Origin of the sequence: Paenibacillus sp. LS1 (genome assembly GCF_026013365.1) — a bacterium.
Taxonomy (GTDB): domain Bacteria; phylum Bacillota; class Bacilli; order Paenibacillales; family Paenibacillaceae; genus Paenibacillus.
The window spans coordinates 56,580-76,408 of sequence record NZ_JAPDOE010000016.1 but is presented as its reverse complement, the minus strand read 5'-3'; the positions used below and the strand labels follow the sequence as shown (position 1 = coordinate 76,408).

Genomic DNA, 19,829 nt, shown 5'->3' with positions numbered 1-19,829 from the left:
GGCCGGATCACAAATGCGGGTGGGATTGTTCTCCCTCCTAAGCAGAATGGGGACCCGAGTTGAAAACGTTCAAAAAAGTATATATTGAGATCACAAGTATCTGTAATCTGGCGTGTAGCTTCTGTCCGCAGACACAGCGTGCCAAAGGATTCATTGACCCTGAAGTCTTCAACAATATACTGGATCAAGTTAAACCACATACCAACCATATTTATCTACATGTCAAAGGTGAACCCTTGTTGCATCCCAAAATAGATCTGCTGCTCGATTCCGCACATGCGAAGGGACTCAAGGTGAACATTACCACGAATGGTACACTGCTGCCCAAGACTCAGCATAAATTGCTCGGCAAACCGGCGCTGCGGCAGATGAACTTCTCCCTGCACAGCTTCGATGGGCATGAAGGTTCAACTGACCGTGACGGGTACCTGAGCAATATTCTGTCTTTTGTACACGAGGCTGTTAAGCACAATGTCATCATCTCATTCCGACTGTGGAATCTGACGCAGGATAACTTCACGAATGCTCAGATGAATCGAAATCGGGAGACCCTTGAAGTACTGGAACGTGAATTCAATCTGGACTTCCGCATTGAGGAAAAAGTAGTTCCAGGCAGCGGGGTCAAAATTGCCCCGAATGTATACCTGAATCAGGACCATGAGTTCCAGTGGCCAAGTCTGGATGCACCCGAAGATGACGGCAAAGGTTTTTGCCATGCACTTCGCGGTCAGGCAGCTGTGCTTGTGGATGGAACAGTGGTTCCATGCTGTCTCGATGGCGAGGGTGTCATTAACCTCGGTAACGTGCACGAGAAATCATTCTCGGAGATTATTGAGGGTGAGCGAGCGAACAATCTGGTGTATGGTTTTTCCAAGCGGGAAGCTGTGGAAGAGTTGTGTAGGAAATGCGGGTATCGTCAGCGATTTGGAGCCTAGACTATATTAGTGAATTACTTAACTCTCTATAAGATCACGTTGTCTATAACAGATGATGTGGTCTTTGTTGTGTTATTGAGGCTGTAAATAGAGCATATCCGAAGTTGATATCGGTACATAACAAGTAGACATGATACCGCAAAACATGCTGAAACATCAGGTCCTATGCTGGAAAATGGTTACGTGACCTAATGATTATTCTCGTAACATTCCTTCATTTGGTAGGATCAGGGTAGGTTCCGAAGACAGAGATTTCTCTCTTAGTTATATGAAGACAAGTCTCTGCTTGAACCTATTGAATTCAAATAAGGGAGGATGTTTATTTATGAAAAAGATGTTGACGGTGTTGTTGTCAGTGGGTCTGCTTGCTTCTGCATTTGGTGCAATTCCGGTGTCGGCAGCTCCCGAGATTGTGAAGACAACGATTATTGTTCCTAAAGGAACGACGTATGATGGGAAAGGTAAAAGTGTTGCCGCAGATCCCAAAACATTAGGAGATGGTAGCCAGGCCGAGAACCAGAAACCTATTTTCCGACTGGAAGCAGGAGCTACGTTGAAAAATGTTGTGATTGAAGCACCAGCTGCGGATGGCGTGCACTGTTATGGCAACTGCAATATTGAAAATGTAACCTGGAAGGATGTCGGTGAGGATGCGCTCACGCTGAAATCTGCAGGGACTGTAAATATCACGGGTGGTGCAGCGTACAAGGCCTATGACAAAGTGTTCCAGATGAATGCCTCCGGTACGATCAATATTAAAAATTTCAGAGCGGATGATATCGGTAAGCTGGTGCGTCAAAATGGCGGAACATCCTATGCGGTCACAATGAATGTGTCCAACTCTGACATTTCTAATGTAAAGGATTCCATCCTGCGGACAGATAGCAGCTCCACTGTAGGTAAAATCACAAATACACGTTATTCCAAAGTGCCAACGCTGTTCAAGGGCTTTGCTTCAGGGAAAACGAGCCAGTCTGGAAACACGCAATATTAAAAGATTGCCACAATTACCCATCTGATGTACATTAGAAGCAATGAAATAAGTGAACCGGGAGCTCAATGAAGTTGGGCTGAGAGAGTGGCCTTGTGCCGCTGACCGTACATCTGATCTGGGTAATGCCAGCGTAGAGAACATGGATTTACAATGTGTAAGGGTGAAATGTGCAAATTAATGGGGAAAACAAACATAACTTCTTTTAGCTACGGTGGTTGGTCTGCTGCAACGGAGAGGGAGTGATTGATATTCCGTCTTTTCGACATCCATCCCATACATCGTTGTGAGGATTGTATCCTGTGCGTAAGGCCTGCCCGGAACCGGGGAGGCTTTTTTTGTTTACTTTTATAGGTTGTTCAAAAAGTCTGCTTTTGATTACGAAGGATGCCTGACGGCATCATCAGCATCGAATATGGAATTCAGCCGAAATGTCCGTTGCTCACGTAGTTTTCCCTACGCTCCGCTACTCCATTTCTAGCTTCATCCCATCTTCTTGGTACTGAAAACCAGTCTTTTTGAACACACACTTTTACAACCCCCACAGGGAGCAGAGGAAGGAAGTAGAGAAGATGGCAATAACAGCAGGCAACAAACGATTGAAACTAACGGATATTCTGGTAACCATCGTGATCGCAGTGGTGTTCGGAGTGATTTACAAGATATGGGGACCTACGTATGACCTGATGAAACCATTCGGCGTTCATGCGGAGCAGATGATCTACGGCATGTGGTTTATGGCAGGCACATTTGCATTTGTCATCATTCGTAAACCAGGCGTGGCGATTCTTGCCGAAGTTGCGGCTTCAACGGTAAGTGCCTTTCTGGGTAGTGAATGGGGCATGTCCACACTTGTATACGGTCTGTTGCAAGGACTCGGAGCCGAGATATTCTTCGCTGCATTTTTGTATCGCAAAACCAATCTGTTTGTCACCTGTCTTGCAGCCATAGGTGCAGCGGCGGCTTCACTCTTGCTGGATTACCAGTACGGGTATATTGATTCACTCTCGGCGTGGAACTATACATTATTTATCGGGTTCCGCTTCATTGGAAGTATTCTGATTGCCGGAGTGTTCGCTTATTATCTCGCCAAAGCATTGGAACTGACCGGTGTAACGCGTTCGCTCAGACCAGTATCCAAACAAGATTATGAGGCTCTGGATTAGATGAACGGGGAAGGGAATTCGCAAGCGGTAAGTGTGACGAATCTAAGATGCAAGTTCCCGGGAGAGAAGGCCTTGGTATTTCAAGGCTTGTCTCTTTCTGTGCGTCAAGGAGAGAAAGTACTGTTGCTTGGCCCGAGCGGCTCCGGGAAATCGACGTTATTGCAAATATTGAGCGGTCTGATACCACGTTCAGTTGAGATCCCGATGAAATGTGATGATATCCAGATTCCGACAAAGGCGGGAGTGGTCTTTCAAGACCCGGATACCCAGTTCTGTATGTCCTATACGGATGAGGAGATCGCATTTGTGCTGGAAAATCGAAATATTACGCGTGAAGAGATGGCGGGTCTGATTGAATATTATCTGGATCAGGTAGGGTTATCCTTTGAACAAAATCGGACATTAATCCAATCGATGTCTCAGGGGATGAAGCAGCGTCTTGCGATCGCTTCGATGCTTGCCATGGACCCGGAGGTGTTGTTTCTGGATGAACCCACTGCACTGCTGGATGATGAGGGGACTTCCCAGGTGTGGGATACCGTCAAACGGATCGCCAGTGACAAGACGTTAATTATCGTTGAACATAAAATTAATGAGATTGTCGATATGGTCGACCGCATCGTTGTGTTATCACCTGAAGGAAAGATCGTGGCAGATGGGCCAGCACAGCAGGTATTCACGCATGAACGTGACAAACTGAAGGCTTATGGAATCTGGTATCCGGGCGTGTGGGAGGAGCGGGAGCAGGAGAAGGCAGCAAAGGAGGAAGTAGGAAGTATTTCTGGAGAGCACCGGGCATGTGAGGATCAGGGCTTTCCGAGCTTGGAAGCAGAGCAAGCCTCTAGTTTATCCGAAACAATTGGGATATTCCCCGTATCTCACGTATCATCCTTATCCCCTGTATCATCGCCACATCAGCCTGCATTAGATTTGCAGCAGTTCACCGGATGGCGTGGAAAAAAATCCTCCATTCAGGTGGAACAGGCCAAGGTATGGCATGGAGACTGGGTCGGTGTTGTGGGAGCTAACGGAGCTGGAAAAAGTTCGTTTTTATTGTCCCTGATAAATATTTTGAAAACGACAGGTCACTATGAGGTGGATGGTCAGCTCTCTGGCAAAACGGAGCAGCTCGCAGATCGAATTGCGTTTGTATTTCAGAATCCGGAATTTCAATTTGTGACCAACACCGTCGCGGAAGAAGTGGAATTCTCCTTGCTTGGGGGCACGCTTACTACGAAAGAAAGACATGACAGGACTGAGCATATGCTCAAGCAATTTGGGCTAATCGATCTGTCCGAGCGTCATCCTTACCAATTATCGATGGGGCAGAAACGACGCTTGAGTGTTGCCTCCGCACTGGTGAGAGAGCAGCGTATTTTGCTGTTGGATGAACCTACATTTGGACAGGATGCCCGCAATACGTTCGCCATGCTGGCACAACTGGAGCAATTGCGGCGTGAAGGAACAGCCATCGTTATGGTTACCCATGACCGTGAGATTGTAAAAAGATATTGCACCCGAATCTGGACGGTGGATGACGGGAGGTTATCTGATGCAACTGTCGTTTCCTCACCGTGAAACCTGGCTTCATGCCGTCAATCCCGGCTTGAAGATGATTATTCTGACATTGATGTTTGTCTTCGTTATCCTTATTCACAATCTGAATGTAATGGCCAACGTTGCTGTGGCGATGATGCTATTACTGTGCTGGACAGGCCACCCGTGGTATAGATTGATGCTGTACTCATCACCATTCATTCTGGTGTTTATCTTCACGTCTACAGGTATGATGATGTTTGGTAAGGGCGAGACCACATGGTATAAGTGGGGGTTGATTCACATAACCGAAGAGAGTTTCTATCGCGGTCTACACTTGGGTTTTCGCTCGCTGACTATGGCCGCGGCAGGGTTACTCTTTGGTCTTACGACCAAGCCTGTGAGACTGTTTTATTCCCTGATGCAGCAGTGGAGGCTTCCCGCAAAATATGCCTATAGCTTTCTGGCCGCGATGCGCATGATCCCGATTTTGCTGGATGAATTCCAGACGCTCCGTTATGCGATTCGCATTCGTGGAACAAGGCAACACGGCTCTCGCTGGAATGTGTATGGTACACTCAAGCGTTACGCTATTCCGCTGCTGGCACAGAGCATTCGCCGTGCACAGCGAATGGCGGTAGCGATGGAAGCGAAAGGGTTCACAGATGGAGCGAGCCGAACGTATTACATTCAGATTGGCTATTCCCGAGCTGATCTGTGGTTTGTATTTTATTATATGCTCACCTTAACCGCTGCTTATTACATGGGGGACACTTTTCCTTATCATGCTACCATGGTGGATGTGAGGTAATACGGGAAGATGAAGAGAAATATATTAAGGTAAACGGTAACTATTTCCTGATCACAGGCGTCTATATGGAAATAACTTCTAATGGATGGGGATGAATGAGAGTGAAGACGGGGCCTGACTGGCAGAGACCAGGGTACAAATGGATTACCATGACTGGATTATCTGCTGTGCTGTTGACGGGATGGATGCTCCTGGATTCCAAAATGGTCGTGCTTGGAGGACAAGCTTCGGCTACAACGCCACAAGCCTTGGGGGCAAGTCCCCAAGCCTCATCAACACAGTTGGTCTACAAACAAGGTGAACCTGTTACGCTCATGACCGACATCCCTCTGTTCAAAAACAGGAGGGAAGGCAGTGTGGCTGCTGACCAGATGAGGATTGAATACTATACGACGAAAAGTGAAAAGTATACCCTGGCATCGGTTCGTGGTGAGTGGATACAGGTCAAGTCATCCGAGCAAGGAGACTTTTGGCTGCCAAGTTGGTATGCGCTGAAAGGGAGCAGAAGCATGACGAAAACGGCTCCCCAAAGCTTCACGCTTCAATCGGGCAGTAAGCTGTATTTGGCCCCGGGTAGTGCTTCAACCTGGTCTTTTGAGAAAAGGCTAACAGATAAAGCTGTTATTGTTGCGGCGTGGGATGGCTGGTATGGCGTCTCCATTGCCCCTCGAATCTGGAATAAGGAATCGTCCACTTATCGCCCTGTACTGCTCTGGATCAAGGAAAAGGATATAGATCATCGAATGAATGTCGCTGATGGCTGGTTCGATCAGGAGGCATCGCTGCAGACTTCGGTTATACGCCATCTGACAGATATTAAGCTGAATAAGGCAACCACCTCCAAACAAGTGGCTGAGTGGTTAGGCGAGCCGGATTGGAAAGAGAGTTCAAGCAATCTAAATTACACGGGTTATTCAATGAGTATTGGACAGACCTGGAGATATGAGCGGGAAGATGGGCAATATCTGGTCACATTCAACAAGAATGGCAAGGTGGTCAGGACACGCTGGAATCTACCACAGGATAATCGAAATGCTGTTGTTTCCGATTGGAACATCAGTCGGGCGGATGAATATGGGTTCACAACAAAAATCTATGGCACAACACTGCCGACGACAATCCCTTGGAAACCGCTTTGGACGAACCAGGGGGATATTAACTACACTTTTTTACAAGCAGCCACGGATGACGTGCTCCTGATGAAAGGGGATGACGGTGGATTTAGCGGGGATTACCACGAAGGCTCCATATATGCTCTTGACCGACATTCGGGCCAGAAATTATGGAGGATTAATGGGGGTTTTGGAAGATTGCAGGCAGAGTTGGAGACAGGACGCCAATACGTTACAATCTACAGCGATTATGACCCTGACAAGAAAAAATACGTGGAGCGTATCCGTCATCTGAACTTGAAGAACGGAAAGGTCACATGGGAGTACACCCCTAAGCAAAATTTCAGTCTGAATGGCATTACTGCGGCAAAAAACGTCGTGGTTGTGAATAGTCCGATAAATGAAGGCTCAAGCAATAGCAGGTTGACGGTTCTGGACAGTGCGAACGGAAAAACATTGTGGACGCGCAAACTGACTACAGGTTATGAACTATTGAACAAGAGTGCAGATGACCCTTATGTGTTGTACTGGGAAAAGAATAAACTGGTTGCAGCCGATCCGCAATCGGGCCGAACCGCATGGAGCTTGAAGGCCAAACGATCCACCATAGAACAACTTGGGAATGATCCATATTTTGATGGGATCGAACGTCTGAATCCCTTTGCAACCACGAATGCCGAAAGATGGATATCGCTGGATAATCAATGGCTACTGCTTGATCTGAACACGGGCAAGAAACTTGCACAATTTCCTGCTCGGGCAGGACAGAGATTTGAGGTGCTGAATGATGGCATGCTGTTGATCCGGGAGAACAAAAACGGCGATCATTACGGAAGATATGAAGATTTTACAACCACCCTGTACGATGCCAAGACAGGCAAAGCACGCTGGACGCTCAAGGGCAAGGTTGAACGTGGCCTGGTGGAAGAGGATCAGTTGTATGTGATTAAGAACGGCTATCCAGCGGCTTTGGATTATAAAACGGGGGAGACGCGTTGGAGTGCCAAAGATACGATTGCAACGCTAAGGTATCCAACGAATCAGGGAAGTTATCTGATCATTGATGATCAGTTGCTGCTGCCTATGGACGAGAATCTGCTCGTATTGAATAAGAAGAATGGAGCATTGCTAGGTCGTGTACATGACGTTGTGATGGGAAGCCCGGAACATCGGGACCTAGATGCGAAGAATGGAACGATTAACCGAATCGGAAATGAAGTATATGTGGGTTCGTCCAACGGACGTTTTCGTGTATATGAAGCCAGCCGCCTGCAAGAGGCAATCTCACCTTAAAAGCTTGTCTCGTAAGGGATGTTGATTTATTATAAATGAACAGGCTTGCTCGCGCTCCGGTTATCGGCTGTGCGGGCTTTCTTCATGTGTTCTTAAGAACCATGCATGATCATTCACGGGAGGACTCTCCATGATCTCATTATATGGTGTAAGCAAACGTTATAACGAGCGCGGTTCCCGTGCAGATCAGGGATTCGAAGCATTAAGCTCGGTGTCCCTCGAAGTGGGACAAGGAGAAATACATGGCATCATTGGATCGAGTGGAGCAGGCAAATCTACACTTCTGCGGATGCTCAACGGATTGGAAAAGCCGGATGATGGTGAGGTTGTTGTGAATGGGCAGCACCTGACCCAGATGAATGAAAGTAGTCTGCGTCAGGCACGAAGATCCATTGGCATGATCTTTCAACACTTCAATCTTGTCAGTAACCGAACGGTGAGTGGCAATGTCTGCATGCCATTGGAGCTTGCGGGTATATCTCGTGCGCAGCGAGTTGAACGTGGACTTGAGGTACTGCGATTTGTTGGACTGGAAGACAAGGCAGATCAATATCCTGCTCAGCTCAGCGGAGGACAGAAGCAGCGTGTGGCGATTGCACGAGCACTTGCCAGTCGTCCGGATGTGCTGCTCTGTGATGAACCGACCTCTTCGCTTGATCCACAGACCACGAACGGTATCCTGGATGTGCTTCGTCATATCAATGAAACGCTGGGCGTGACCATTGTCGTAGTGACGCATGAGATGGAAGTGGCTCGTAGACTATGTCACAGGATATCGGTCATGAAGGATGGGAGACTCGTTCGTACGTTGTCTAAAGCGGAAGTGAGCAGTATCCCTGCTCCGCAGCCTGATCTGCTGACCTCCTTGCTTGCGGGTGAAGAATACGGGATGGCAGGTTCGTTTGGGTTCCGTAAGGCAGAACAGGAGGACAAGTCATGAAGTTACCTGAGTCTGTGCTGAAGTATCAGCATGAGATATGGCAGGCGATCGGAGAGACTTTTGTCATGGTGGGCATCTCCATTGCGGCAGCTGTTCTGATTGGGTTACCTCTGGGTACACTCCTGTACTTATTCCAGAGAGGACAACGGTATCAGAATCAAGCATTGTCCTTTGTACTCGGCAGTATCGTTAACATCATTCGTTCGTTTCCGTTCTTACTGCTGGTTGTATTCATGATTCCGTTCACACGAATTGTCGTGGGAACTTCCATCGGTACACTGGCGGCAACCGTTCCACTCTCGGTCATTGCGATTGCCTACTACGCGAGACTGGTGGAACAAGCGTTGCTCGATGTACCGCGGGGAGTGGTTGAAGCTGCTGCTTCCATGGGGGCATCGACGATGCAGCTTGTGGTGAAATTCCTATACGTGGAGGCACGATCTAGTCTCGTACTGGGGCTCACGACAGCTACGATTAGCTTTATCTCCTATTCGACGGTGATGGGCATTGTAGGTGGTGGAGGGGTTGGTGATTTTGCCATTCGCTACGGTTATCAGCGTTTCGAAACGGAGATTATGGTATTTACGATCATCATTATGATTATCCTGGTACAGATGATCCAATTCACAGGTAGCAGACTGTCCCACTGGCTGGATCGCAGATCCTGAATAGGGCTGCAGGCTAAGAACAGTAGTCGGAAGCAAGACTTAGAAAGACCAATACAGATGACATGATAAGGGGTAGACATGAAATGAAAGCAAAAATGATGCTTATGTTACTCGCAGTGATGCTGGTCGTAGCTGCTTGTGGACAAAAAGAAGAAACACCTGCGGCTGAAGGAACGAAAGAAGACACACAAGCTACACAAGAAGTTACGCTGAAAGTAGCCACGTTGATTCCACCGATGACAGACGTACTGGATATTGTTAAACCACTGTTGAAGGAAGATGGCGTCAACCTGGAAGTTATCGTGCTGTCCGATAACGTTCAGCCAAATACGGCACTGGCGAACAAGGAAGTGGATGCAAACTTCTTCCAGCACGTACCTTACATGACCCAATATAACGAAGCGAACAATGCCAATCTGGTGGCTGTACAACCTATCTATAACGCCATCTATGGAGGTTACTCCAAAAAGTACAAATCCATTGAAGAATTGCCAGAAGGTGCAACGATCGCAATTGCGAACGATCCGTCCAACATTGGTCGATCTCTTGTAATGCTGGAGCAAAACGGATTGATTAAGCTGAAAGAGGGCGTAGGTTTTAACGCCACACAGGCAGACATCACCGAGAATACGAAGAACTTCAAGTTCGAAGAAGTGGACTTGTTGATGCTGGCTCGTATGATGGATGATGCTGATCTGGTAGCCATGACTCCGGCATATGCCAGTCCGCTCGGTCTTACACCGAAAAAGGATGCATTGTTAACCGAGAAGGATGATTCCCATTTTGCTATTACTATGGTTGCCCGTGAGGACAACAAAGACTCCGAAGCCATTCAGAAGCTGGCTAAGCGCATGGCGGGTCCAGAGGTTAAAGCTTTCTTTGAAGAGAAATACGCAGATATTGCGATCCCGGCATTTTAATAGAGAATATGTAGCTTAATGTGAATAGCTTTTTAGATCTAAGCGATAACGCTTGGATCTTTTTTTTATGGAATCTGTCACGACTATTAACAAGTGTTTAGAAAGTTAACAATTTGGTCATAGCGTTGATTTACTTTATTTAATAGTTTTTTCGTATAATTTGTTTGAAAGTAGTTCTTAAGGATTATAAATTAAGAGATTTAAGTAATTTATTTGGTGCGAAAAATGTCTTTTGCGAGAGGTAAGACCTATTTTTAAACTCTAAAAGAGTTAGAAAGAGAGCTATATAAGTTGTACTAATCATTTACACGAAAACGGAGAGGACAGAAAAAACTGAAAAAGCGAAGCTAAAAGCTTTCTGCAAGAAAGCTACTTCGGAAGTATACGCTTCGCCTTTATCACCGGATTTTCCCATGAGAAGGGAAATCAAAAAATCTGGGGATAACAGGGATTGGAAGGTTGTTCTGTCATCGGAGTGGCAAGTGTAAATAATCTATAGTTCAACTTATAAGTAGATCAAGCAGAACTATAAATTAATCTGGAAGAGGTAGAGAAATTTGTCCCGAAAAAATAGCAAATCGACCTGGTTCAACAAGATGCATAAGAACTTTAAAACGAAGCTGGTGGTGTCCTTTATTGCTTTCTTGGCCATTCCTTCGTTAAGTATTGGCGTTTTATCGTATAGCAGTGCGAAAGATGAAGTGGAGAAACAAATCCTACATAGTGCGATGGAAAACGTGAACCTTGCCAGTGCGACCATTGATCTGTCGATCAATGCCAAGCGCAATCACATTGAATACTATGCGAGTACACTTGCAGAGGAATTGCGTCAAGAAGATGCCAAGGTTCAGGTCGTGAATGAATTGAAGGGGTACGCTGTGCAGAACACCGATATCATCACCATAGGTGTGGGAACGGAAGCGGGTGTGTATCTGATGTCCTCCGATGCGGAGATGCCTGAAGATTACGATCCCCGAGTAAGACCGTGGTATACGGAAGCGATGGGAAGTCCGGAACAGGTGATTGTTACAGATCCTTATATTTCTGCCGAGACGAATGAGATCACCATCACAATTGCCAAGGCACTGAATGATCAATCGGGCGTGGTCCAACTGGATCTGAATCTGTCAAATATCAGTACCTTGGTGAGCGGCATTAAAGTAGGGGAACAGGGTTATCTAATTCTGCTGGATGCCAGCGAAAAGTATATCTATCATCCGTCGGTACAACCTGGAACAGATGCAACAGAAGATTTTTGGACACAGGTGTATACGAATGAATCGGGCAATTTCAACTATACCTTGGATCAAGTTGATAAAGTTATGTATTATGCCACAAATGCATCCACCGGATGGAAGGTCGCTGGCACCATGTTCTCTTCTGAAGTAGAGGATGCGGCTGCGCCCATCCTGAATCGAATGATCATCGTCATTGTGTCCTGCCTCGTCGTGGGTATATTGATTATCTGGCTGGTGATGCGATCTATCATTAAACCGATCCGTCAGTTAAAGGACCAGGCGATTCAGGTGAGCGAAGGGGATCTAACCCAAACGATTACTTCCACAAGCCATGATGAAATTGGTGAACTGAGTGATGCTTTTGGCAAAATGCAGAGCAATCTGCGTGTGTTAATTCAAAATGTGGAGAATAGCGCCAGTCAGGTGGTCATCTCATCGGATGAAATGACTCAGAGTGCGGAATCAACCAGTGCAGCCAGTGAGCAGGTAGCGCGAGCCATTCAGGAAATTGCGAGTGGTGCGGAGAAGCAGACCCAAGGTATTGACCATAACCATCAGGCCATGAATGAAATTACGATCGGAATTACACGAATCGCCGAACGGTCCATACAAGTTGCTGATTTGGCAAAACATACAACCGTACAAGCGGAAGAAGGCGGCGACACCGTCAAGCAGACGGTGGGTCAGATGCAATCGATTCAAGAAACGGTAGCGCAGACGAATCAGATGATTCAGGCGTTATATGAACGATCACATCAAATTTCAGCGATCACGGAGTTAATCGGAAATATAGCCAAGCAGACAAATCTGCTCGCGCTGAATGCATCCATCGAAGCTGCTCGTGCAGGTACGCATGGGAATGGATTCGCCGTTGTGGCAGCAGAGGTTCGGAACCTAGCAGAGCAATCTGGGCAATCGGTCAATGAAATTACCGTGCTGACTACGGCAATACAGGAAGATATGGCTGCTTCCGTTCGCATGATGGAGAAAGTGACCACAGAGGTTGGTGAAGGCATGGAAATCTCCACAGAGGCGATTCGGAAGTTTGAACGCATTCTGGATAGTATGCGGGAAACGACACCGCAGATTGAAGAGATTGCAGCAACTTCGCAAGAGATCACAGCAGGTGTACAGGAAGTATCCGCTGTCTCCAATGAGCTGGCAGGCATTGCTTCAGGTAACGCCGCTGCCACCGAAGAAGTGGCCGCTTCCTCAGAGGAGCAACTGGCAGCAATGGAGCAGATATCTGCCTCGGCACAAGGTCTGTCTTCCATGGCTGAAGAGCTGCAACGGCTCATTAGACAGTTTAAGTATTAAGCGGATTTGTAACAGAGAGTATCGCACAGACAGGGACGGCTTCACATCATCTTTCATCAGAGGGAGTGGACAACCATGCAACTAGAACTCAGAGCCTTCTTATTGCTAACGGATGCGGTCATGATCACAGATGAGGATGGTGTGATTTTGGATGTGAATTCCGTCTATGTCACCAAAACGGGATTCTCACGGGAGCATACGGTAGGTCAGCCTGCCCGATTGCTTATGGATACCCACTGGAGAGGAAACCAGACCTGGTCTGGCGTAGCCCAATTGATGAAGGCTAATCAGGAAGTGTGGGAGGCCCAAGTCACCATTACATCGGTGCATTTGGATGATTCTCTCTTTTATATCAGCATATTTAATGATGAACTTTCATGAGAAAAAAGCGTTATCTAGCGATAAGTGTATGTTAGCTGAAAGGGTCTGTTATTTTCAAAAAAATGGTCAATATCGTCGATTGAATAAGGGAGCCTGGCATACTATGATTTGTATACTGGGGAACTGCGATCGTGAATCCGGCAACATTCATTGAATGCATGAATTCCTGAATTCCTATTGTGGACGGTGACCATTTGCTACGCGATCTTGTATTAAATTTTACGCTGATTTTGATCTTTGTTTTCCTGATCCATCACTATCTGAACCAAACAAATGCTACGCGTACATCCTCAATCACGTCTCGGATCATTATTGGCATTGCACTGAGTATGTTGGGTACAGCGTTATATTATTTCTCGATTGTACTAAGTGATGGTACCATGTTGAATTTCCGGGCCAGTGTGTATCTGCTCGCCGCTTATTTTGGCGGGAGTGGCTCTGCATTCGTTACTTTTGCATTCATGTGGATTTTTCGGATTAATATGGGGCGTAATCCCTTGTTGGAGAATTGGCAGTATGCGTTGTTAGAGGTGTTATTTGTTGTAGCTATATGCCTGATCTTTAAGTATATCAGGGGATATATGCAGAAGTGGTTGTCCGGAGCATTGCTGCTGATTACTGTGTATGAGTTGATTGTACTAAAGACATATTCTGCTTCTCTACTAGTGATGGGGAAGATTCTCCTTTTTCAATGTATCTGCCTACTATCCGTTATATTATTCCTGTATTATCTGAACCAAAATCATCGATACAGGGGATTGGTCATTCAAAGGGATCAGGAAATGCTGGAGATGCTTCGTATGCAGCCCGGGTTTACGTTTAAAATCCATAAACAGAACGGGAAATTCGAATATCTTCTGCTTGAAGGAGAGATGCTCTCCCAGTTGGGCTTGGATATGAGTAGTCTGAAGCAAAATTACAAAATGGGCACGTTGAACATTTTACCTCAGGAGAAGGTAGAGTTTCTGCGAAAGCAGTTTAATCGGGCATGGGAAGGGGACTCTTTTTTTTACGAGATTGAGCATGAAGGTTATTATTCACTGGTGAAAGTTCGCCCTCTGCGAGAAGATGGTGTGGTGAAATATGTCATGGGATATGGACTTGATATTACGGAGCACAGAGCAGTTAAACGAAGAATTCAAGAGAGCGAAGAGCGATATCGAACACTTGAGCGAGTGTCGGCAGATTGGTTTGTCGGTATGGATAGCAACAGGTGTATTGTGACGGTTAATCAGAAATTTCTGGATGTTATCGGTCTCGACAGGCAGCAAGTGATCGGGCGTCAGCTTGAAGAATTGTTGTTCATTGAGCAGTCGGAGAACTGGTTGTTCATTTTCCAAAAAGCCTTACACCACAATATAGCCCAGGAGACGGAATTGAGTCTTATTGTTGGAGAAGGTCATGAGCAGCATGTTCGAGTTCACCTATACCCGGATAAAGCGCTTAACTCAAGTGAGAAAATCAAGGCAGTTATTCATGATATTTCGGATCAGTATAAACGTGTTAAGGCCGACAAAGCGAGTCAGGCGAAAAGTGAGTTTCTTGCCTTCATGAGTCACGAGATTCGTACCCCACTGAGCGGTATTATCAGCTTTTCGTTGTTGCTTCAACGGACAGATTTATCCCCACAGCAATTAGATTATTTGAGTAAGATCAACGCGTCCTCCCAAACCTTGCTTACCCTCGTGAATGATATTCTTGATTTTTCGAAAATTGAGGCAGGCAAGCTGACTTTGGAGAAGGTCTCTTTTTCACCAGAGGATGTATTCAAGCGTGTGGCAGATCAGGTCGGTGTGGCCATCGGGCACAAAGACATCGAAGTGATTTTTACGACCGATTCCGATCTGCCGTTAACGGTGATTGGTGATCCGTTCCGACTTGAACAGGTGTTATTGAATCTGCTAAGTAACGCGATTAAATTTACGGAGCATGGATATGTCACATTGCGGGCAGAGGTGCTTTCATTGGAAGCGGAACAAGTTCAGGTCCGTTTTGAGGTAGAGGATACGGGGATTGGCATCTCACCTGAACAAATGGAACGGCTTTTTGTCCCGTTTACTCAAGCGGAACCTTCGACGTATCGAACATATGGTGGTTCTGGACTTGGGCTGGTGATCTGTTATCTTCTGGTGACCTCCTTGGGAGGAAACTTGCGTGTGGATAGTGTGCTGGGAGAGTACAGTCTGTTTTCATTTGACTTGATATTTGAACTTGCAGATACGGAAGAAGAGAGTTCTTTTCTGCAAACATACCCTTTGCTATATTGTGTGAATGATGTGGTTATCATTGAAGAGGATGAACGGATGGGCGATAGTCTGAAGCAGATGCTCTACTCATTCGGGATGAAGCCAACGCTGTATCCTTCCTTGAACCATATGATGGAGAGCGATTGGTGTGTTCCTCATGCAGATGGGGTAAGTTCCCTGTTAATAATGATGGACATGGATGCAAAGGACACCGTCAACGGGTCGTCATGGGACAATTTCATGAAGCGATTGAATCGAACCAAATTTCAAATGGTGGGTTATACCCATGCCTTTAGTGAAAATGCCCTGTGGAGTGAGGAGAGATCCTTTCGCCCGGATATCATGATGATCAAACCGATTACACGTCTGGGGTTGTTCGAAGTTTTACTTGCACTTCAAGGTGAAGGGCCACTGGAGAACCATCGGAGGGTAGAAGGTGAAGAACCCTATTTGCTCAAATCCAAAGGGCATATTCTGATCGCTGAGGACCAAGAAATCAATCAACTGGTCATTCGAGCGATGCTGGAACATATGGGATTCGAGGTGACGCTGGCAGACAGTGGCACAGAGGTTTTGAAGAAATTGGGCGAACAAACATGGGAATTGATTCTAATGGATATGTACATGCCTGAAATGAATGGAATTGATGCAACGCGACACATTCGCAAGATGAGGCAATATGATCGTACGCCCATTATCGCGCTAACAGCGAATAGTCTGCAAATAGATCATGAGACTTGCTTTGAGGTTGGCATGAATGCCATCTTGACCAAACCGATTCATGAACAACAGATGATAGATACATTGGAAACATGGATTGATGTGAAAGGCATACGAGAGATCAGCGGAATTGATGCAGATAAGGCGATTAGGCAGATGGACGGCAAGCCGCATATTCTGCAATATGCGCTCACGAAATTCAGAATGGATTATGGCTCGTTTCAGAAAAAACTGACGATTAAGCTTCAGCAGCAGCAGATTGCTGCTGTGATCCGCAGCGTTCATTCACTCCGAGGCGTAGCTGCCAATCTGCATGCAGTGGACCTGTTACGTCCTGTTCTTCAACTGGAATCGCTCTTGTCCCGTCCGTTATTCGAAGAAGAGGAACTAAACTCGGTATTGGTTATGGTACAACAGGAGATTGATAAAATTACCGAGTCTCTGCCATGGTGACCGAGCTGAATGAAGATGTGTTGTTTCTAAGGTGTGAACTTATATCCAACCCCCCAGATGGTTTGAATATATTGGGGGTTTTTCGGATTGTCCTCAATTTTTTTGCGAAGCTTGGTAATATGTACATCTATGGTGCGATCATTAATGTAGGCATCAATACCACGAATGGCTTCAATCAGGGCATAACGACTGTAGACCTTGCCAGGATTGAGGACAAACAGCTTCATGATCTCAAATTCGGAGAACGTCATTTCCACTCGCTGGTTATTCAACAGTACGGTTCTGCGGGCCAGGTCGAGAGAGATGCCGGTTTCCTGTTCAGTGACAATAGAACTGTTCAATATGGAGTAGCGACGTAATACAGCCTCAATACGAGCCTTCAGTTCCTGCATGCTGAAAGGTTTGCACACATAGTCATCAGCCCCGTCTGTTAATGATCGAATCCGCTCCGCGACTTCGGTTAACGAAGAGATGACGATGATGGGGATTGCCGTATGTTGGCGCATGAGAGAGCAAGGATTTTTATCTCCCGAATCAGGGAGCATCAAGTCAAGAAGCAGGATATCAGGCCGCGCTTGAAGCTGTAGAAGACCATCTCTTGCGTTATCGACACGGATAACATCATACCCTTCACCTTGCAAATACAGGGATAATGTATCACCTAACATGTTGTCGTCCTCTATGATAAGCACTTTGGTCATGATATTCCTTTCTGAATCCACTTCGTGTAGAAGGACTAAGATCTATGGGTTAGCTTAATATACCTGATAATGTATACCCTGATAATTAAAACAAGCAACAGGAGGATGTTAAGATTCCAACATGACTCGGCAAAAGGGGAGAGACTTCCATTTAATAATTGCCAAGATATCAGTTAGCTTCACGCTCGATCAGGCGCATCAGTTTGCGCTCGGTAGCTGTCTCTGGTGCCGGCGTGTAGACACTGCATCGCAGATCGGAGCTACCTTGAACCTGCAACGAAGTCAGATCAAACAACATTTTGCCTGCTTTGGAATGTCTGAACTCGATTAACACATCCGGGGCACTGCTAACACTGCTTTGTTTCCAAAGGGTGTGAAAATCGGGATGTCTGTTCATCATGTCATCCAAAAATAAATTATACCATTCATCATCAACATACTGGCCATAATAAGCACGAAAAATTGCCAGAAATCCGCTAACAAAATCCTCCCAGTTCACCGCGAGCCTGCGAAACTCCTTTCGATCAAATAACAGACTGATCATATTCCGCTGTTCGGGGGCAATCTGTTCAAAATCCATAAAAACATGCCGGGCTGCATCATTCCAGCCGACAATGTAACAACGCCGATCCGAGATCACGGTAGGACAGTGGTGAAGCTCTTGCAAAATTTTCTGCAAGGAAGGGTGAAGTTGAACATGTTCTTCTTCTAGCATAGGCAGCTCCGTATGATGCTCCATGGCGAGCGAAAACAGATACTTTCGTTCATCTGCAGTAAGCCTCAGTGCCGAAGCAATGTTATCCAACACGGAATGGGATACCTGAATATCCCGACCTTGTTCAAGCCAGGTATACCATGTTGTACTCACTCCTGCCAGTTGGGAAACCTCTTCTCTCCTCAGCCCAGGCGTTCTTCTCCGACTTCCAGTGGGTAAACCTACCGATTCGGGAGAAATTTTGGAACGCTGTGTTTTCAGAAAAGTGGACAATGCCTGTAACCTGACATCGTAGTTCAATCCATCACCTTCAATCCTCGTTATCATGGTAGTCATTATACTATTATAATTGACAACTTGTAATAGGATATTCAAAAGTGCACTATTAGTGGCAGAGCGTAAGAGTTAAGGTAGACAACAGCGCTGAAGGAGGATGGACATGGAACGAGTCGTGATTACAGGTATGGGAGTCATTTCTCCTTTGGGAAATGATGTAGATACATTCTGGAATGGATTAATTGAGGGTAGATCAGGTGTATCCCCTATAGAACATTTTGATACAGCTTCGTACAAAACCAGAATGGCAGGAGTGGTCCGTGATTTTGATGGTGAAGAGCGTTTTGGACGCAAGGAAGCAAGACGTATGGATCGATTCGTTCAATTTGCTGTTGCTGCTGCGGATCAGGCTGTATCACAATCGGGTCTTGTGATGGATGAAATGGACCGTGAACGGGTAGGTGTATATATTGGTTCAGGCATAGGCGGCATCCAGACATTGATGGAACAAGGCAAGGTCCTGTCAGAACGGGGACCTGCGCGAGTCAGCCCAACACTGGTACCGATGATGATATCCAATATGGCGGCAGCTATGGTCAGTATGAGGTTTGGTTGCTGGGGACCGACATTGTCACCAGTAACGGCTTGTTCCATTGGCAATACAGCCATTGGAGAGGCTTTCCGGTTAATTCGTCATGGCGGAGCCGATGTTATTATTGCTGGAGGGACAGAAGCGGCTGTAACCGAAGTGTCACTGGCAAGCTTCGGTAATGCGACAGCGTTGTCTACACGAAATGAAGCGTTCCAAGCAGCCAGCCGTCCATTTGATGCAGGGAGAGACGGTTTTGTCATGGCGGAGGGTGCAGGAATTCTGGTTGTGGAATCACTGTCTCATGCTCTGGCAAGAGGGGCGAATATTCTTGCCGAAGTGATAGGATATGGTGCCAGTTCAGATGCGTATCATATGGTAGCTACCCACCCGGAAGGACGGGGTGCATATCTGGCGATGAAAGCATCACTGAAAGAAGCTCAGATTGGACCTGAGGACATTGATGTAATTAACGCTCATGCCACCAGTACGGAAGCAGGTGATCTGTCTGAGACAAGAGCGATTAAGCAACTTTTCGGGACAGGTGCCTATGATATTCCGGTCACAGCGAATAAGTCCATGACGGGACATATGCTTGGTGCAGCAGGTGGAGCAGAGGCGATCTCACTTATTCAAAGTCTGCGGCATGGCATCATTCCTCCAACCATCAATCAGGAGCAGAGGGACCCTGAATGTGATCTGGATTATGTACCAAACGAGGCAAGAAAAGCAGAGTTGCGGATTGGGATGTCTAATTCCTTTGGTTTTGGCGGTCATAATGCGGTTATTGTTCTTCAAAAGTATTCATCTTAAGCAAAAGC

Annotated in this window: 15 protein-coding genes and 1 riboswitch; of the genes, 13 read left to right on the top strand and 2 right to left on the bottom strand. The window is 46.4% G+C overall.

The genetic code is table 11. The annotated features are described in order from the left end of the window. Window positions 1-59 precede the first annotated feature (59 nt). From OM416_RS29230 to OM416_RS29175, 12 genes are all read left to right on the top strand, one after another. Window positions 60-935, top strand: a complete 876-nt coding sequence (locus OM416_RS29230; RefSeq protein WP_264935381.1) for a radical SAM/SPASM domain-containing protein — start codon at window positions 60-62, stop codon at window positions 933-935. A gap of 325 nt (window positions 936-1,260) precedes the next feature. Continuing rightward, the gene (locus OM416_RS29225) at window positions 1,261-1,929 is read left to right on the top strand and encodes a pectate lyase (RefSeq protein WP_264935380.1); all 669 of its coding nucleotides are present in this window, start codon (window positions 1,261-1,263) and stop codon (window positions 1,927-1,929) included. Between the two features lie 44 nt (window positions 1,930-1,973). Continuing rightward, a riboswitch (TPP riboswitch) is annotated at window positions 1,974-2,082 on the top strand. A 416-nt stretch (window positions 2,083-2,498) separates the two neighbouring features. Further along, the gene (locus OM416_RS29220) at window positions 2,499-3,092 is read left to right on the top strand and encodes an ECF transporter S component (protein WP_145146145.1); all 594 of its coding nucleotides are present in this window, start codon (window positions 2,499-2,501) and stop codon (window positions 3,090-3,092) included. Continuing rightward, window positions 3,093-4,670 (top strand): ABC transporter ATP-binding protein, encoded by a 1,578-nt coding sequence (locus OM416_RS29215; protein WP_264935379.1) that lies wholly within the window; start codon window positions 3,093-3,095, stop codon window positions 4,668-4,670. Beyond that, on the top strand, window positions 4,645-5,439 hold the full coding sequence (locus OM416_RS29210) for an energy-coupling factor transporter transmembrane component T family protein (RefSeq protein WP_264935378.1): 795 nt from the start codon (window positions 4,645-4,647) through the stop codon (window positions 5,437-5,439). The genes OM416_RS29215 and OM416_RS29210 overlap by 26 nt, the downstream gene beginning before the upstream one ends. Before the next feature lie 95 nt (window positions 5,440-5,534). Further along, window positions 5,535-7,844, top strand: a complete 2,310-nt coding sequence (locus OM416_RS29205) for a PQQ-like beta-propeller repeat protein (protein WP_264935377.1) — start codon at window positions 5,535-5,537, stop codon at window positions 7,842-7,844. A gap of 130 nt (window positions 7,845-7,974) precedes the next feature. Then, window positions 7,975-8,784, top strand: coding sequence for a methionine ABC transporter ATP-binding protein (locus OM416_RS29200; protein ID WP_264935376.1), 810 nt, complete (start codon window positions 7,975-7,977; stop codon window positions 8,782-8,784). Continuing rightward, a complete protein-coding gene (locus OM416_RS29195; RefSeq protein ID WP_264935375.1) occupies window positions 8,781-9,452 on the top strand; it encodes a methionine ABC transporter permease in 672 nt (223 codons plus the stop codon). Before OM416_RS29200 ends, OM416_RS29195 begins: the two co-directional genes overlap by 4 nt. 83 nt (window positions 9,453-9,535) lie before the next feature. After that, window positions 9,536-10,372 (top strand): MetQ/NlpA family ABC transporter substrate-binding protein, encoded by an 837-nt coding sequence (locus OM416_RS29190; protein ID WP_264935373.1) that lies wholly within the window; start codon window positions 9,536-9,538, stop codon window positions 10,370-10,372. A gap of 596 nt (window positions 10,373-10,968) precedes the next feature. Then, window positions 10,969-12,927 (top strand): methyl-accepting chemotaxis protein, encoded by a 1,959-nt coding sequence (locus OM416_RS29185; RefSeq protein ID WP_264935417.1) that lies wholly within the window; start codon window positions 10,969-10,971, stop codon window positions 12,925-12,927. A gap of 75 nt (window positions 12,928-13,002) precedes the next feature. Next, on the top strand, window positions 13,003-13,308 hold the full coding sequence (locus tag OM416_RS29180) for a PAS domain-containing protein (protein ID WP_264935371.1): 306 nt from the start codon (window positions 13,003-13,005) through the stop codon (window positions 13,306-13,308). Between the two features lie 194 nt (window positions 13,309-13,502). Beyond that, entirely contained in the window at window positions 13,503-16,727 is a 3,225-nt protein-coding gene (locus tag OM416_RS29175) for a response regulator (protein ID WP_264935369.1), read from the top strand. A gap of 26 nt (window positions 16,728-16,753) precedes the next feature. Here OM416_RS29175 and OM416_RS29170 read toward each other — a convergent pair whose 3' ends face one another. Then, window positions 16,754-17,428 carry a response regulator transcription factor gene (locus OM416_RS29170; RefSeq protein ID WP_264935367.1) on the bottom strand — a complete coding sequence of 225 codons (675 nt, stop codon included), beginning with the start codon at window positions 17,426-17,428 and terminating at the stop codon, window positions 16,754-16,756. A 169-nt stretch (window positions 17,429-17,597) separates the two neighbouring features. Continuing rightward, window positions 17,598-18,443 (bottom strand): helix-turn-helix transcriptional regulator, encoded by an 846-nt coding sequence (locus OM416_RS29165; RefSeq protein ID WP_264935366.1) that lies wholly within the window; start codon window positions 18,441-18,443, stop codon window positions 17,598-17,600. Window positions 18,444-18,582: 139 nt separating this feature from the next. On the opposite strand from OM416_RS29165, the gene fabF reads away from it, so the two are divergent. Further along, window positions 18,583-19,821 (top strand): beta-ketoacyl-ACP synthase II, encoded by a 1,239-nt coding sequence (fabF, locus tag OM416_RS29160; protein ID WP_264935365.1) that lies wholly within the window; start codon window positions 18,583-18,585, stop codon window positions 19,819-19,821. Window positions 19,822-19,829 lie beyond the last annotated feature (8 nt).

Bases quoted from the DNA above. Each gene is read 5' to 3' on its own strand.
- OM416_RS29225 (WP_264935380.1), top strand. From the start codon at position 1,261: ATGAAAAAGATGTTGACGGTGTTGTTGTCAGTGGGTCTGCTTGCTTCT.
- OM416_RS29220 (WP_145146145.1), top strand. From the start codon at position 2,499: ATGGCAATAACAGCAGGCAACAAACGATTGAAACTAACGGATATTCTG.
- OM416_RS29215 (WP_264935379.1), top strand. From the start codon at position 3,093: ATGAACGGGGAAGGGAATTCGCAAGCGGTAAGTGTGACGAATCTAAGA.
- OM416_RS29210 (WP_264935378.1), top strand. From the start codon at position 4,645: ATGCAACTGTCGTTTCCTCACCGTGAAACCTGGCTTCATGCCGTCAAT.
- OM416_RS29205 (WP_264935377.1), top strand. From the start codon at position 5,535: ATGAGAGTGAAGACGGGGCCTGACTGGCAGAGACCAGGGTACAAATGG.
- OM416_RS29200 (WP_264935376.1), top strand. From the start codon at position 7,975: ATGATCTCATTATATGGTGTAAGCAAACGTTATAACGAGCGCGGTTCC.
- OM416_RS29195 (WP_264935375.1), top strand. From the start codon at position 8,781: ATGAAGTTACCTGAGTCTGTGCTGAAGTATCAGCATGAGATATGGCAG.
- OM416_RS29190 (WP_264935373.1), top strand. From the start codon at position 9,536: ATGAAAGCAAAAATGATGCTTATGTTACTCGCAGTGATGCTGGTCGTA.
- OM416_RS29185 (WP_264935417.1), top strand. From the start codon at position 10,969: ATGCATAAGAACTTTAAAACGAAGCTGGTGGTGTCCTTTATTGCTTTC.
- OM416_RS29180 (WP_264935371.1), top strand. From the start codon at position 13,003: ATGCAACTAGAACTCAGAGCCTTCTTATTGCTAACGGATGCGGTCATG.
- OM416_RS29170 (WP_264935367.1), bottom strand. From the start codon at position 17,428: ATGACCAAAGTGCTTATCATAGAGGACGACAACATGTTAGGTGATACA.
- fabF (WP_264935365.1), top strand. From the start codon at position 18,583: ATGGAACGAGTCGTGATTACAGGTATGGGAGTCATTTCTCCTTTGGGA.